The organism is Micromonospora sp. S-DT3-3-22, assembly GCF_015354745.1.
Lineage (GTDB): Bacteria > Actinomycetota > Actinomycetes > Mycobacteriales > Micromonosporaceae > Micromonospora > Micromonospora wenchangensis.
On the sequence record NZ_JACGMO010000001.1, the window covers coordinates 113,331 to 129,586 of the forward strand.

Annotated in this window: 3 protein-coding genes; all 3 read left to right on the forward strand. The window is 73.8% G+C overall.

What is annotated here, in order from left to right; all coding sequences use genetic code 11:
• Nucleotides 1–142 precede the first annotated feature (142 nt).
• The 3 genes from H1A17_RS00510 (at nt 143) to H1A17_RS00520 (ending at nt 16,232) form a co-directional block, all read left to right on the forward strand.
• Nucleotides 143–1,408 (forward strand): glycoside hydrolase family 16 protein, encoded by a 1,266-nt coding sequence (locus tag H1A17_RS00510; RefSeq protein ID WP_145918673.1) that lies wholly within the window; start codon nt 143–145, stop codon nt 1,406–1,408.
• 335 nt (nt 1,409–1,743) lie between these two features.
• On the forward strand, nt 1,744–7,164 hold the full coding sequence (locus H1A17_RS00515) for a type I polyketide synthase (RefSeq protein ID WP_194820715.1): 5,421 nt from the start codon (nt 1,744–1,746) through the stop codon (nt 7,162–7,164).
• Nucleotides 7,165–7,211: 47 nt separating this feature from the next.
• Nucleotides 7,212–16,232, forward strand: a complete 9,021-nt coding sequence (locus H1A17_RS00520; RefSeq protein ID WP_194820716.1) for a type I polyketide synthase — start codon at nt 7,212–7,214, stop codon at nt 16,230–16,232.
• Nucleotides 16,233–16,256: the final 24 nt, after the last annotated feature.

The window sequence follows — 16,256 nt, forward strand, 5'->3', positions numbered from 1 at the left end:
TTACTGGCTGGTCGGCGGAGCCCTGAGCAGGGCGAGCTAACTGGCAACATTCTTGACAGAAAGGCCGGATATCGACATCCTTCGTGGAGAGCGCTCTCCCCGGCGTGCTCCCCGCCCCCGATGTCGCCCCAAGGAGCCTCCCGTGCCCGGAGCCCGAGCCGTCCCCCGGCCCCGATCCCTCGCCCGCGCGGCGGTCGCCCTCGTCACCCTCGCCGCCGCCCTCGTCCTGCCCGCCCAGGCCGAGCCCGCCTCGGCCGCCATCGGCGGCATCACCTGGCAGGACGAGTTCAACGCCGCCGCCGGCACCCCCGTCGACCAGAACCGATGGCGCTTCGACATCGGCGGCGGCGGCTGGGGCAACAACGAACGGCAGTACTACACCAACAGCACCAGCAACGCCGTCCACGACGGACAGGGCAACCTGGTCATCACCGCCCGCAAGGAGAACCCGGCCAACTACCAGTGCCACTACGGCCGGTGCGAGTACACCTCGGCGCGGCTGCTCACCGCCGCCACCTTCACCCAGGCGTACGGCCGGTTCGAGGCCCGGATCAAGATCCCCCGGGGTCAGGGCATCTGGCCGGCGTTCTGGATGCTCGGCAACGACATGGGCAGCGCCGGCTGGCCCGCCGCCGGTGAGATCGACATCATGGAGAACATCGGCCGGGAACCCAACACCGTCTACGGCACCGTGCACGGCCCCGGCTACTCCGGCGGGGGCGGCATCACCGGCAGCCGTACCATCGGCCAACCCCTCGCCGACGGCTTCCACACCTACCGGGTGGACTGGGAGCCCAACCTGATCGTCTGGTACCTCGACGGCGTCGAGTACCACCGCGTCGACCCGTCCCGGCTCGGCGGCAACCGCTGGGTCTACGACCACCCGTTCTTCATGATCCTCAACGTGGCGGTGGGCGGCAACTGGCCCGGATACCCCGACGGCTCCACCCAGTTCCCCCAGCAGATGCTCGTGGACTACGTCCGGGTCTCCAGCTACGTGCCCGGCGGCGGCAACCCGCAGCCCGGCACCACCCGGCTGCGCGGCGCGCAGAGCGGCCGGTGCATCGACATTCCCAGCGCCAACCCGGTCGACGGCGCGAAACTCCAGATCTGGGACTGCAACACCACCGCCGCCCAGGCGTGGACCTTCGCCACCGACGGCACCGTCCGCGCGATGGGCAAGTGCATGGACCCGGCCTGGGCCGGCACCACCAACGGCACCGAGGTCAACCTGGTCACCTGCAACGGCAACCCGGCCCAACGGTTCACCCTCAACGGTGCCGGGGACCTGGTCAACCTCAGCGCCAACCGGTGCGTCGACGTCCGCGACCAGAACCCCAACAACGGCGGCAAGCTGCACCTGTGGGACTGCCTCGGCGTCGCCAGCCAGAAGTGGTCCCGCTTCTGACCACGGCCCGACGGTAGCACCGCGACGGACGGCCCCCCGGCACCCGCCGGGGGGCCGTCCGTCGTCGTGCCCCGGTCAGCCGGCCGGCCCGCAACCCCAGCCCCCACCGGGGTGCCCGACCGGCGACGCCCGAGGGGTCGAGGTAGCGGCGTCGCGGGCTAGGGGGCGCTCTGGGGGCGGTAGGGGGTTAGAGCTGCGCCGGGCGGCCGTAGGGTCATCGCGAACAACCAAGAATGCCTGAAGAAGCTCTCTGTTTCGACAATTGCCGCCGCGCCGACCCGTGTGCCGATATTGGCCCGGGTCTGCCCGGCTGGGGCTAGTGGCGGGAGACGTAGATGGAGAACGAGGAGAAGCTTCTCGGGTATCTGAAGCGGGCCACCACCGATCTGCGTGAGGCCCGCCGGCAGTTGCGCCAAGCCGAGCGGCGGGAGTACGACCCGATCGCCATCGTCGGTATGAGCTGCCGCTTCCCGGGTGGTGTGGATGGTCCTTCGGCGCTGTGGCAACTCCTCGCCGACGGGACCGACGCCGTCTCCGACTTCCCCGACGACCGGGGCTGGAACGTCGAGGAAATCTACGACCCCGACGATTCCAAGGCCGGCAAGACGTACGCGCGGACTGGTGGGTTCCTTTCCGACGCCGCACTTTTCGATGCCGAATTCTTCGGCATTTCTCCCCGCGAGGCGCTCGCCATGGACCCGCAGCAGCGGCTGTTGCTGGAGGCGTCCTGGGAGGCGTTCGAATCGGCCGGCATCGACCCGACGTCGGCGCGTGGCAGCCGTACCGGGGTGTTCGCCGGGCTGATGTACCTCGACTATTCGAGCCGGCTGCCGGTGATCCCCGCCGAGTTGGAGGGCTTCATCGGCAACGGCAACACCGGCAGCATCTTCACCGGCCGGGTCGCCTACGTGCTGGGTCTCGAAGGCCCGGCGATCACCGTGGACACCGCCTGCTCGTCGTCGCTGGTCGCCCTGCACCTGGCGATCCAGGCGCTGCGCCGCGAGGAGTGCACCATGGCGTTGGCCGGTGGTGTGACGGTGATGGCCACCCCGGAGACCTTCGTCGACTTCAGCCGGCAGCGGGGGCTGGCCGCCGACGGCCGGTGCAAGCCGTTCGCCGCCGCCGCCGACGGCACCGGCTGGGCCGAGGGCGTCGGGGTGCTGCTGGTCGAGCGGCTCAGCGACGCCCAGCGTCTCGGGCACCGGGTACTGGCCGTGGTCCGTGGCAGCGCGGTCAATCAGGACGGCGCGAGCAGCGGGCTCACCGCCCCCAACGGCCCGTCGCAACGCCGGGTCATCGCCGACGCCCTGGCCAATGCGCGGCTCACCGCCGACCAGGTGGACGTCGTCGAGGCGCACGGCACCGGCACCCGGCTCGGTGACCCGATCGAGGCGCAGGCGATCCTCGCCACCTATGGCCGGGACCGGGCGCAGCCGCTCTGGCTGGGCTCGGTGAAGTCGAACATCGGGCACACCCAGGCTGCGGCCGGGGCCGCCGGAGTGATCAAGATGGTGTTGGCGATGCAGCACGGCATGCTGCCCCGCACCCTGCACATCGACCGGCCCACCCCCCACGTCGACTGGACGGCCGGCGACGTCCGGTTGCTCACCGACCCGGTCGCCTGGCCGGAGACCGGGCGACCCCGCCGGGCGGCCGTGTCCTCGTTCGGGCTCAGCGGCACCAACGCCCACGTGGTGCTGGAGCAGGCCCCACCGGTCGAGGCCGTCGAGCCGGACGACGGCACCGCACCGACGCCCGCCATCGAGCCGTCGGTGCTGCTCTGGCCACTGTCGGCCCGGTCGGCGGACGCGCTGGCCGGACAGGCGACCCGGCTGGGCGCCTTCCTGACCGACGAGCGTCCGGTGGACGTCGGGTTCTCGCTGGGCGTCGGCCGGGCCGGGTTGGAGTTCCGCGGCGTGGCGGTCGGCCGGGAGACCGCCGAGCTGTCTGCGGGCCTGGAGGCCCTGGCTGCCGGTGGTGGCCTGTCGGGTCGGACGGTCGCGGGGCGTACGGCGGTGTTGTTCACGGGTCAGGGTGCGCAGCGGGTCGGGATGGGTCGTGAGTTGGCGGCGGCGTTCCCGGTGTTCGCTGCCGCCCTCGACGAGGTGTGTGCGGCGTTCGGGCCGTTGTTGGAGGGTGATCTGCGGGAGGTGATGTTCGCCGATCCGGATGGTGTCCTGGATCAGACGGGGTGGACGCAGCCGGCGTTGTTCGCGGTAGAGGTGGCCCTGTTCCGGTTGGCGGAGTCGTGGGGTCTGAAGCCGGACTTCGTTGCCGGTCATTCGATCGGTGAGTTGGCTGCGGCGCACGTGGCCGGGGTGTGGTCGTTGGAGGACGCGTGCCGGGTGGTGGCGGCGCGGGGTGGTCTGATGCAGGCGCTTCCGGCGGGTGGGGCGATGTTGGCCATCGCCGCGCCTCTCGATGAGCTGGACCTGGGCGACGTGGACGTGGCGGCGGTGAACGGTCCCCGGGCGGTGGTGGTGTCCGGCACGGAGGAGCAGATTGCCGCGCTGGAGTGCCGTCTTGAGGTGAAGACGCGCAGGCTGCGGGTGTCGCATGCGTTCCACTCGCATCTGATGGACCCGATGCTGGCCGGCTACGGGCGGGTCGTCGACGGGGTGACCGCGAACCCGGCGGGTATCCCGTTGGTGTCGACTGCGACCGGTGACCTGGTCGGCGATGACGAGCTCGGTTCGGTCGGGTACTGGCAGGGTCAGGTGCGGGGCACGGTGTGGTTCGCCGACGCGGTGGCCGCTCTCGCGGCGCGGGGTGTGACCCGGTTCGTGGAGATCGGGCCGGACAGTGTGCTGACCGCGATGGTGGCCGACTGCGTGGAGGACGCCACCGCCATCGCCCTCCAGCGACGCAAGCGCGAACAGACAGGTACGGCGCAGCCGCACGACGACGGCCAGGTGCAGGCGTACGCGGCCGGGATGGCGCAGGCGTGGATCAGCGGGATCACGCTCGACTGGGCGGCCGTCAACCCGGGCGGCCGGCAGGTCGACCTGCCCACCTACGCCTTCCAGCACCGGCGGTACTGGCTCGACGTGCCTCCCGGGGTCGGTGACACCACCGGACTCGGCCAGCTACCCGCCGGACACCCGATGCTCGGTGCGGTCGTCGACCTGCCCGGCAGCGGTGGCGTGGTGCTCACCGGCCGGCTCTCCCGCACCGCCCAGCCGTGGCTCGCCGACCACGCGGTGTTCGACACCGTCCTCGTCCCCGGCACCGGACTGGTCGAACTCGCCCTGCGCGCGGGCGACCAGGTCGGCTGTCCCGTGCTCGACGAGTTGACCATCAGCGCGCCGCTGGTGCTGCCGGCCGACGGCGGCCTGGCCCTGCGGGTGACCGTCGACGCCGCCGACGAGAGCGGCGCACGTACGCTCGGCATCTGGAGCCGGGCCGACGACGCGGCCGACGACACCGACTGGACCCCGCACGCCGAGGGGGTCCTGGTCCGGCAGGCGGGGGCCGACCCGGCCGCCGCCGACCTCACCGAGTGGCCGCCCGCCGGTGCCGAAGCCGTCGACCTCGACGGCCTCTACGACCGGCTGCGCGACCACGGCTACGGCTACGGGCCGGTGTTCCAGGGGCTGCGCGCGGTGTGGCGGCGTGGCGACGGCGACGCCGCCGAGGTCTGGGCCGAGGCGGCGCTGCCGGAGGTGGCCGCCGCCGACGCGTCCCGGTTCCTGCTGCACCCGGCGCTGCTCGACGCCGCCCTGCACGCCAACCTGGTCGACGAGGGCGCGGGCGACACCCCGCTGCCGTTCTCCTGGCGTGGGGTCACCCTGCACGCCGCACACGCCGCCGCCCTGCGCATCCGGATCTCCCCGGCCACCGGCGACAAGCTGGCCGTCACCGTCGCCGACGGCCACGGCAACCCGGTCGCGACCATCGACCAGTTGGTCGTCCGCCCGGTCGCCGCCGACGCGCTCGACGCCGCCGCCCGCAGCCAGCACCGCCACCTGTACGAGGTGGACTGGCAGCCGGTCTCCGCCCCGGACGCCCCCACCGACGGCTGGACCCTGCTCGACGTCGACGCGGAGCTGCCCGAGGAGGTGCCCGACACCGTCGTGGTCACCCTCGACCCGCCCGGCACCCCGCCGGCCGCCGTACACGAGGCGACCGCCCGCCTGCTGGGGCTGCTGCGCCGCTGGCTCACCCACCCGGGGTGCGCCCACAGCACGCTGGTCCTGCTCACCCGCACCGCCGTCGGTGCCGGCGACACCCCGGTCGACCCCGCCGCAGCGGCCCTGTGGGGGCTGGTCCGGGCGGCCGAGGCCGAACACCCGGGCCGGTTCGTCCTGGTCGACAGCGACGACAGCGGCACCGGTCACCTGGCGGCGGCACTGGCCACCGGCGAACCCGAGGTGGCCGTCCGCGGCGGCAGGCTGCTGGTGCCACGGCTGGCCCGGGTGACCGTCGACGCGCCCGCCGACGGTGGCTGGCCCACCGACCGCACCGTCCTGATCACCGGTGGGCTCGGCGGGCTGGGCAGCCTCGTCGCCCGGCACCTGGTCACCCGACACGGCGTACGCCGGCTGCTGCTGACCGGGCGCAGCGGCGCCGCCACCCCCGGCGCGGCGGACCTGGTCGCGGACCTCACCGCCGTCGGCGCGGACGTGACGGTCGCCGCCTGCGACGTCGCCGACCGGGACGCGGTCGCCGCCCTGCTCGCCGACCACCGGGTCGGCGCGGTGGTGCACGCCGCCGGCACCGCCGAGAACGCGCTGGTCGACGCCCTCACCCCCGAGCAACTGCACCGGGTGCTGCGGCCCAAGGTGGACGCCGCCTGGCACCTGCACGACCTCACCCGCGACCACGACCTGACCGCCTTCGTGCTGTTCTCCTCGTCGGCGGGCTGGGTGGCCGGGGCCGGGCAGGGCAACTACGCCGCCGCGAACCTCTTCCTCGACGCGCTCGCCCAACGCCGCCGCGCCGACGGGCTGCCCGCCACCTCGCTGGCCTACGGCCTCTGGGCCACCGGCACCGGGATGGGCGGTCACCTCGACGACGCCGACCTGCACCGGATGCGCCGGCTCGGAATGCCCGCGATGAGTACCGACGAGGGGCTGGCGTTGTTCGACGCGGCCGTCGCCGCCGGGCGGGCCACGACCCTACCGGTGCGCCTGGACCTGGACGCGTTGCGGCGGCGCACCGACGCGCTGCCCGCCGTGCTGCGCGGTCTGGTCCGTACCCCCGCCCGCCCGACCGCCGCCGGTGCGGGTGCGGCCGTCGACGGCCCGCCGCTGGCGCAGCGCCTCGCCGGGCTCTCCGACGCCGACCGGGACACCCTGCTGCTCGACCTGGTCCGCACGCACGCCGCCGCCGTGCTGGGCTTCCCCGGCCCGGCGTCGGTGGAACCCGGCCGCGCGTTCAAGGACCTCGGGTTCGACTCCCTCGCCGCCGTCGAGTTCCGCAACGTGCTCAGCACCGTCACCGGGCTGCGGCTGCCCGCCACGCTCGTCTTCGACCACCCCGAACCCACCGCCCTGGCCCGCGCGCTCAAGGCCGACCTGGTGGTGCCCGACGCCGACCCGGCCGGTGCGGTGCTCGCCGACCTCGACCGGCTGGAGAAGGCCCTGGCCGAGGTGCCCGGTGAGGAACACGCCCGGCTGACCGCCCGGCTGGAGGCGGTGCTGCGCGGCTGGCAGGACCGCACCGGCCGCCCCGACGACGACACCCCGCACGACTACGAGTCCGCCACCGACGAGGAACTGTTCGACGTGCTGGAGAACGAGCTCGGCATCTCCTGACGGCAGTCTCCGACGAACCTCCGGCGCGGGAAAGATTGGTGTGAACGATGGCGAACGACGACAAGCTCCGGACCTTCCTCAAGCGCGCCACCGCCGAACTGCAACAGGCCAACCGGCGGCTGCGTGAGGTGGAGGGCCGGGACCAGGAGCCGATCGCGATCGTCGGCATGGGCTGCCGCTACCCCGGCGGGGTCCGGTCGCCGGAGGACCTGTGGCGGCTCGTCGCCGACGGCACCGACGCCATCTCCGGCTTCCCCACCGACCGGGGCTGGGACGTCGACGGCATCTACGATCCGGAACCCGGCAAGCCCGGCAAGAGCTACACCCGGCACGGTGGTTTCCTCTACGACGCCGCCGACTTCGACCCCGGGTTCTTCGGGATGAGCCCCCGCGAGGCGGTCGAGACGGACCCGCAGCAGCGGCTGCTGCTGGAGGCGTCCTGGGAGGCGTTCGAGCACGGCGGCATCGACCCGGTCGCCCTCAAGGGCAGCGCCACCGGCGTGTTCGTCGGCGTGATGCACCACGACTACGTCGACAGCACCACCTCCGGCAGCCTCGTCTCCGGCCGGGTCGCCTACAACCTGGGCCTGGAGGGGCCGGCGATCACCGTCGACACCGCCTGCTCGTCGTCGTCGGTGGCGATGCACCTGGCCTGCCAGTCGCTGCGCAAGGAAGAGTGCGGGCTGGCCCTGGCCGGCGGGGTCGCCGTGATGGCCACCCCGCAGCTCTTCGTCGAGTTCAGCAGGCAACGTGCCCTGTCCCCGGACGGCCGGTGCCGCTCCTTCGGTGACGGCGCGGACGGCGCGGCCTGGTCCGAGGGTGTCGGGGTGCTGGTGCTGGAGCGGCTCTCCGACGCGCAGCGCAACGGGCACCGGATCTACGGGCTGATCCGGGGTTCCGCCGTCAACCAGGACGGCGCGTCGAACGGGCTGACCGCGCCGAACGGGCCGGCCCAGCAGCGGGTGATCCGGGCGGCGCTGGCCAACGCCCGGCTCTCCGTCGCCGACGTGGACGTGGTCGAGGCGCACGGCACCGGCACCACCCTCGGTGACCCGATCGAGGCGCAGGCCGTGCTCGCCACCTACGGGCGGGACCGGGAGACGCCGCTCTTCCTCGGCTCGATCAAGTCCAACATCGGGCACGCCCAGGCCGCCGCCGGGGTAGCCAGCGTGATCAAGATGGTGATGGCGATACGGCACGGGACGCTGCCGCGCACGCTGCACGCCGAGACGCCGTCGCGGCAGGTCGACTGGGCGGCCGGGGACGTGCGGCTGCTGACCGAGGCGATCGACTGGCCGGCGGTGGACCGGCCCCGCCGGGCGGGCGTGTCGTCGTTCGGCATCAGCGGCACCAACGTGCACCTCATCGTCGAGCAGGCCCCGCCCGCCGGGGCCGGCACGCCGGGGCCGACCCCGCCGGTCGTCCTCTGGCCGGTGTCGGGGCGTTCCCCCGAGGGGATGGCCCGCCAGGCCGCCCGGATCGCCGGGTTCGCCGCCGACACCGACGAGCGTCCGGTGGACGTCGGGTTCTCGCTGGGCGCGGGTCGGGCCGGGTTGGAGTTCCGGGGGGTGGCGGTCGGCCGGGAGACCGCCGAGCTGTCCGCCGGCCTCGACGCCCTGACCACGGGCACCGGTGTGTCGGGTCGGATCACCACCGGTCGTACGGCGGTGTTGTTCACCGGTCAGGGTGCGCAGCGGGTCGGTATGGGTCGTGAGCTGGCGGAAGCCTTCCCGGTGTTCGCGGCTGCTCTGGATGAGGTGTGTGCGGCGTTCGGGCCGTTGTTGGAGGGTGATCTGCGGGAGGTGATGTTCGCCGATCCGGATGGTGTCCTGGATCAGACGGGGTGGACGCAGCCGGCGTTGTTCGCGGTAGAGGTGGCTCTGTTCCGGTTGGCGGAGTCGTGGGGTTTGAAGCCGGATTTCGTTGCGGGTCATTCGATCGGTGAGTTGGCTGCGGCGCATGTGGCTGGTGTGTGGTCGTTGGAGGACGCGTGCCGGGTCGTTGCCGCGCGGGGTGGTCTGATGCAGGCCCTTCCGGCGGGTGGGGCGATGCTGGCGATCGCCGCCCCGCTGGCCGAGCTGGATCTCGGTGACATCGACGTGGCGGCGGTCAACGGTCCCCGGGCGGTGGTCGTGTCCGGCACGGAGGAGCAGGTTGCCGCGCTGGAAGCCTCCCTTGAGGTGAAGACCCGCAGGCTGCGGGTGTCGCATGCGTTCCACTCGCACCTGATGGACTCGATGCTCACCGGGTACGGGCAGGTCGTCGACGGGGTGACCGCGAACCCGGCGGGCATCCCGTTGGTGTCGACCGCGACCGGTGATCTCGCCAGCGACGACGAGTTGGGGTCGGTCGACTACTGGCAGGGTCAGGTGCGGGGGACCGTCCGGTTCGCCGATGCCGTGGCCACGCTGGCGGCGCGAGGCGTGACCCGGTTCATCGAGATCGGGCCGGACAGTGTGCTCACCGCGATGGTCGCCGACAGCGTCGACGACGCGGTGACGATTGCGTTGCAGCGCCGGGACCGGGAACAGGTCACGGCGTACGCGACCGGGATGGCGCAGGCGTGGACCACCGGCGTCGACCTCGACTGGACGGCCGTGCACCCGGGAGCGCGGCAGGTCGAGCTGCCCAGCTACGCCTTCGCCCGGCAGCGGTACTGGCTGGCCGCCCCCACCGCCGCACCGGCCACCGTCACCGACAACTGGCGCTACCGCGTCGTGTGGCGGGCCGCCGACCTGCCCACCGGGCCGGAACTCACCGGCGACTGGTGGCTCGTCACCCCGGACACGCTCACCGACGACCCCCGGGTCACCGCCGTGGCCGACGCGCTCACCACCCGGGGCGCCACCGTCACCCGGCTCACCGGCACCGACCCGCTCGCCGGCCGGGGCACCCCCACCGGGGTCGTCTCGCTGCTCGGCCTCGACGACACCCCCGACCCGTACGACGCCGGGCTGTCCGCCGGGGTCACCGCCACCGTACGACTCGTGCAGGCCCTCGCCGCCGCCGACGTCACCGGCCGGCTCTGGTGCCTCACCACCGGCGGCGTCGCCGTCGACCGGTACGAGGACCTGCCGCACGCCGCACAGGCCGGCCTCTGGGGGCTCGGTACCGTCCTCTCGCTCGACTACCCCGGCTGGTGGGGCGGCCTGGTCGACCTGCCCGCCGACTGGACGCCCGACACCCTCGACCGGCTCGTCGACGTGCTCGCCGACGGCGGCGAGGACCAGGTGGCCGTGCGTACCGCCGGGGTGCTGGCCCGGCGGATGGTGCGCTGGCCCGTCGCCGGCAGCCCCGACCGGCGGTTCCGGCCCACCGGCACGGTGCTGGTCACCGGCGGCACCGGCGGTATCGGCGCGCACCTCACCGAATGGCTCCTCGACCAGGGGGCCGAGCGGGTGGTGCTGGCCAGCCGGCGTGGCCCCGCCGCCCCCGGGGCCGCCGACCTGGCCGCCAGGCTGCCCGGCGTGCAGGTCGTCGCCTGCGACGTGGCCGACCGGGACGCGGTCGCCGCGCTGCTCGACGGGATCGGCGACGACCTGACCGCCGTCTTCCACGCCGCCGGGGTGCTCTACGACCCGGCCCCGCTGGGCGATACCGACCTCGACGACTTCGCCGCCGTGTGCCGGGCCAAGGTGCTCGGCGCGACCCACCTCGACGCGCTACTCGGCGACCGGCCGCTGGACGCGTTCGTGCTGTTCGCCTCCGGCGCGGCCGTCTGGGGCAGCGCCGGGCAGGCCGCCTACGGCACCGGCAACGCCTGGCTCGACGCACTCGCCCACCAGCGCCGCCGCCGGGGCCGGACCGCCACCTCGGTCGCCTGGGGCACCTGGGGCGGCGGCGGCATGGTCGACGAGCAGGCCACCGAACACCTCCTACGGCAGGGCACCCCGCCGATGGAACCGCGCCTCGCCCTCGGCACGCTGCAGCAGGTTCTCGACCACGACGAGAGCCACCTCGTGGTCACCGACATCGACTGGGCCCGGTTCACCCCGATCTACACCCTGGCCCGGCCCCGGCCGCTGCTCGCCGCCCTCCCCGAGGCCCAGCAGAGCCCGGCCGTCGCCGCCCCGGCCGCGTCCACCGACACCTCCGTGCTGGCCGGGCTGCCCGACGCCGAGCGGCTGCCGTACCTGCTGGACACGGTGCGTGCCCAGGTCGCCGCCGTCCTCGGGTACGACGCGACGACCACCGTGGACGTGCAGCGGCCGTTCCGGGAACTCGGGTTCGACTCGCTGACCGCCGTGGAGCTGCGCAACGCCCTCGGTGCGGCCGTCGGCCTGCGCCTGCCGGCCACCATGGTCTACGACCACCCCACCCCGGCCGTGCTGGCCCGCCACCTGTACGACGAACTCGTCGGCACCGCCGCCCCGGCCACCGTCACGTCCGGCGTCGGCGGCTCCGACCCCGACGAGCCGATCGCCATCATCGGAATGAGCTGCCGCTACCCCGGCGGCGTCCGGTCCCCGGAGGACCTGTGGCGGCTCGTCGACAGCGGCACCGACGCGATCAGCCCGTTCCCCGTCGACCGGGGCTGGAACTCCGACGCGCTCTTCGACGCCGACCCGGACCAGCCGGGCACCAGCTACGTCCGCTCCGGCGGCTTCGTCTACGAGGCGGGCGCGTTCGACGCCGAGTTCTTCGGCATCTCGCCCCGTGAGGCGATCGCCATGGACCCGCAGCAGCGGCTGATGCTGGAGGTCACCTGGGAGGCGTGCGAGCGGGCCGGGATGGACCCGGAGGCACTGCGCGGCAGCCCCGTCGGGGTGTTCGTCGGCTCCGGCGCCCAGGACTACGGCGACCTGCTCGGTCTCGCCCCCGCCGAGTCGGAGGCGTACCTGAGCACCGGCAGTTCCGCGTCGGTGATCTCCGGCCGGGTGTCGTACGCGTTCGGGTTCGAGGGGCCGTCGATGACCGTCGACACGGCGTGTTCCTCGTCGCTGGTCGCGCTGCACCTCGCCAGTCAGGCGCTGCGGGCCGGGGAGTGCGCCACCGCCATCGCCGGCGGCGTGCTGGTGATGTCGAACCCCACCCCGTTCGTGGCGTTCAGCCGGCAGCGGGGGCTCGCCCCGGACGGCCGGTGCAAGTCGTTCTCCGACGACGCCGACGGCACCGGCTGGGCCGAGGGCGTCGGGGTGCTGATGCTGGAACGGCTCTCCGACGCGCAGCGCAACGGGCACCGCGTCTACGGGCTGATCCGGGGTTCCGCCGTCAACCAGGACGGCGCGTCGAACGGGCTGACCGCGCCGAACGGGCCGGCCCAGCAGCGGGTGATCCGGGCGGCGCTGGCCAACGCCCGGATCACTCCCGACGCGGTCGACGCCGTCGAGGCGCACGGCACCGGCACTACCCTCGGTGACCCGATCGAGGCGCAGGCGCTGCTCGCCACGTACGGCCGGGACCGGGACCGCCCCCTGTGGCTCGGCTCGATCAAGTCCAACATGGGTCACGCCCAGGCCGCCGCCGGCATGGCCGGGGTGATCAAGATGGTGATGGCGCTGCGGCACGGCACCCTGCCGCGCACGCTGCACGCCGAGACGCCGTCGCGGCAGGTCGACTGGGCGGCCGGGGACGTGCGGCTGCTCACCGAGCCGGTCGACTGGCCGGCCGGGGACCGCCCGCGTCGCGCCGGGGTGTCGTCGTTCGGCATCAGCGGCACCAACGCCCACGTGATCGTGGAGGAGGCCCCGCCGGTCGAGCCCGCCGCGCCGGCCGCGACCCCCGAGCCGCCGGTGGCGCTCTGGCCGCTGTCCGCCCGGTCGGCCGGTGCGCTGGCCGCACAGGCCGGCCGCCTGCGTGACTTCCTCACCGATGAGCGACCGGTCGACGTCGGGTATTCGCTGGCCGCCGGTCGGGCGGCCCTGGACCACCGGGCGGTCGCCGTCGGCGGTTCGGCCGCCGACCTGGCCGCCGGCCTCGAAGCCTTGGCCACGGGCACCGGCCTGTCGGGTCGGATCACCAGCGGTCGTACGGCGGTGTTGTTCACGGGTCAGGGTGCGCAGCGGGTCGGTATGGGTCGTGAGCTGGCGGAAGCGTTCCCGGTGTTCGCGCAGGCGTTGGACGAGGTGTGTGCCGCCTTCGCGCCGTTGCTGGACGGTGATCTGCGGGAGGTGATGTTCGCCGATCCGGATGGTGTTCTGGATCAGACGGGATGGACGCAGCCGGCGTTGTTCGCGGTCGAGGTGGCGTTGTTCCGGATCGCCGAGTCGTGGGGTCTCAAGCCGGATTTCGTTGCGGGTCATTCGATCGGTGAGTTGGCCGCCGCGCACGTGGCCGGGGTGTGGTCGCTGGAGGACGCGTGCCGGGTGGTGGCCGCGCGGGGTGGGTTGATGCAGGCGCTTCCGGCGGGTGGGGCGATGCTGGCGATCGCCGCGCCGCTCGATGGGCTGGATCTGGGCGATGTCGACGTGGCGGCGGTGAACGGTCCCCGGGCGGTCGTCGTGTCCGGCTCCGAAGAGCAGATCGCGGCGCTGGAGTCCCGTCTTGAGGTGAAGACGCGTCGCCTTCGGGTGTCGCATGCGTTCCACTCGCACCTGATGGACCCGATGCTGGCCGGGTACGGGCGGGTCGTCGACGGGGTGACCGCGAACCCGGCGGGTATCCCGTTGGTGTCGACCGTGACCGGTGACCTGGCCGGCGACGCCGAACTCGGCTCGGTCGACTACTGGCAGGGTCAGGTGCGGGGGACCGTGCGGTTCGCCGAGGCGGTCGCTGCTCTCGCCGCGCGTGGGGTCACCCGGTTCATCGAGATCGGGCCGGACAGTGTGCTCACCGCGATGGTCGCCGACTGCGTCGAGGATGCTGCGGCGATTGCGTTGCAGCGCCGGGACCGGGAACAGGTCACGGCGTACGCGACCGGGATGGCGCAGGCGTGGACCACCGGCGTCGACCTCGACTGGGCCGTGATCAACCCGGGCGGGCGGCCGGTGGAACTGCCCACCTACGCCTTCCAGCACCAGCGGTACTGGATCGAGCCCGAGGCCACCACCGGCACCGGCGAGGCCGACGGCGGGTTCTGGGACGCCGTCGACCGGGGCGACACCGACGTGCTCGCCGACGGACTCGGTGTCGCCCCGGGCGTCGTCACCGAGGTGCTGCCCGGCCTCGCCGCCTGGCGGGCCCGGCAACGGGACGCGGCCACCGTGGACGACTGGCGCTACCGGGTGGTGTGGCGCTCCACCGAACTGCCCGACGGCGGCGAACTCACCGGCACCTGGTGGCTCGTCGTACCGGCCGCGTCGACCGGCGACGCCCGGGTGTCCGCCCTCGCCGCCGGACTGGCCGCCCGGGGCGCCGACGTCGTCACCGTCACCGGCACCGACCTGCCCGCCGGGGACACCCCCGCCGGCGTGGTGTCCCTGCTCGCCCTCGACGACACCCCGGACGCCACCGACGCCGGCCTGTCCGTCGGCGTCACCGACACCGTTGCGCTGATCCAGGCGCTCACCGCCACCGACTTCGCCGGCCGGGTGTGGTGCCTCACCGCAGGTGGTGTCGCCGTCGACCGGTTCGAGGACCTGCCGCACCCCGCGCAGGGCGCGCTGTGGGGGCTCGGCACCGTGCTGTCCCTGGAGTACCCGCACTCCTGGGGTGGCCTGGTCGACCTGCCCACCGGCTGGACCGACGAACACGTCGCGCGGCTCGCCGACGTCCTCGCCGCCGGTGCGGAGGACCAGGTGGCCGTCCGTACCGCCGGGGTGCTGGCCCGGCGGCTGGTCCGCTGGCCGGCCGCCGGCAACCCCGAACGGCGCTACACGCCCACCGGCACGGTGCTGGTCACCGGCGGCACCGGTGGCATCGGCGGGCACCTGACCGCATGGCTGGTCGGTCAGGGTGCGCGGCGGGTGGTGCTGGCGAGCCGGCGGGGCGCGGCGGCCCCGGGCGCGGCCGAGTTGATGGCCCGGCATCCGGGTGTCGAGGTGGTGGCGTGTGACGTGGCGGACCGGGAGTCGGTTGCCGCGCTCCTGGCCGACCTCGGCGACGGGCTGACCGCCGTGTTCCACGCTGCCGGGGTGCTGCACCAGGAGAAGTCGCTCCCGGAGACCAGCGTGGCCGAGTTCGCCGAGGTGTGCCGGGCGAAGGTGCTCGGCGCGGTGCACCTCGACGAACTGCTGGCCGACCGGCCGTTGGACGCGTTCGTGGTGTTCTCCTCGGGTGCCGCGGTGTGGGGCAGCGCCGGGCAGGCCGGGTACGCGACGGCGAACGCGTACCTCGACGCGCTGGCGCACCGGAGGCGCAGCCGGGGGGCGGTCGCCACCTCGGTCGCCTGGGGCAGTTGGGCCGGCGGCGGGATGGCCGACGGGGAGGCCACCGCGCACCTGCGCCGGCAGGGCACCCCGCCGATGGAACCCCGGCTCGCCGTCCGGGCGCTGCGGGAGGCCCTCGACCACGACGAGAGCCACCTCGTCGTCGCCGACATCGACTGGACCCGGTTCACCCCCATCTACACCCTGTCCCGGCCCCGGCCGCTGCTCGCCGCGCTGCCCGACGCCCAACCCGAGACCGAAACGGCCGCCCCGGTCGCCGTTAACGCCGACCTCGCCGGCCGGCTCGTCGCCATGCCCTCACCGGACCGCCTGGACACCGTCCTGGCACTGGTCCGCGACCAGGTCGCCGCCGTCCTCGGGTACGCCTCCGGCGCGGACGTCGACCCGGAGCGGGCGTTCAAGGAAGCCGGCTTCGACTCGCTGACCGCCGTCGAGCTGCGCAACCGGCTCGCCACCGAGACCGCGCTGCGGTTGCCCGCCACGCTGGTCTTCGACTACCCGACCCCGACCGAGCTGGCCCAGCAACTGCTCACCGAGCTGGTGCCCGCCGACGCCGGGGGCGTCACCCTGCTCGACGACCTCGACCGGCTCCAGGCCGCGCTGTCCACCCTGGACGCCGACGCGGTCGCCGCTCTCGACGAGAGCACCCGCGCCGGGGTGGGGGAGCGGCTGCGCACCATGCTCGCGGCGTGGACCGCCGGTCAACGTCCGGCCGAGGTCGCCAGCGTCACCGAGGAGCTCGACACGGCCTCCGACGACGACCTCTTCGACTTCATCGACAGCAAGTTCGGCACCTCATGATCCGTCCGCTCCGTCGGCGCCGTC

Excerpts from the sequence above, each read along its gene's own strand:
- H1A17_RS00515 (WP_194820715.1), top strand. The coding sequence starts at position 1,744 with ATGGAGAACGAGGAGAAGCTTCTCGGGTATCTGAAGCGGGCCACCACC.
- H1A17_RS00520 (WP_194820716.1), top strand. The coding sequence starts at position 7,212 with ATGGCGAACGACGACAAGCTCCGGACCTTCCTCAAGCGCGCCACCGCC.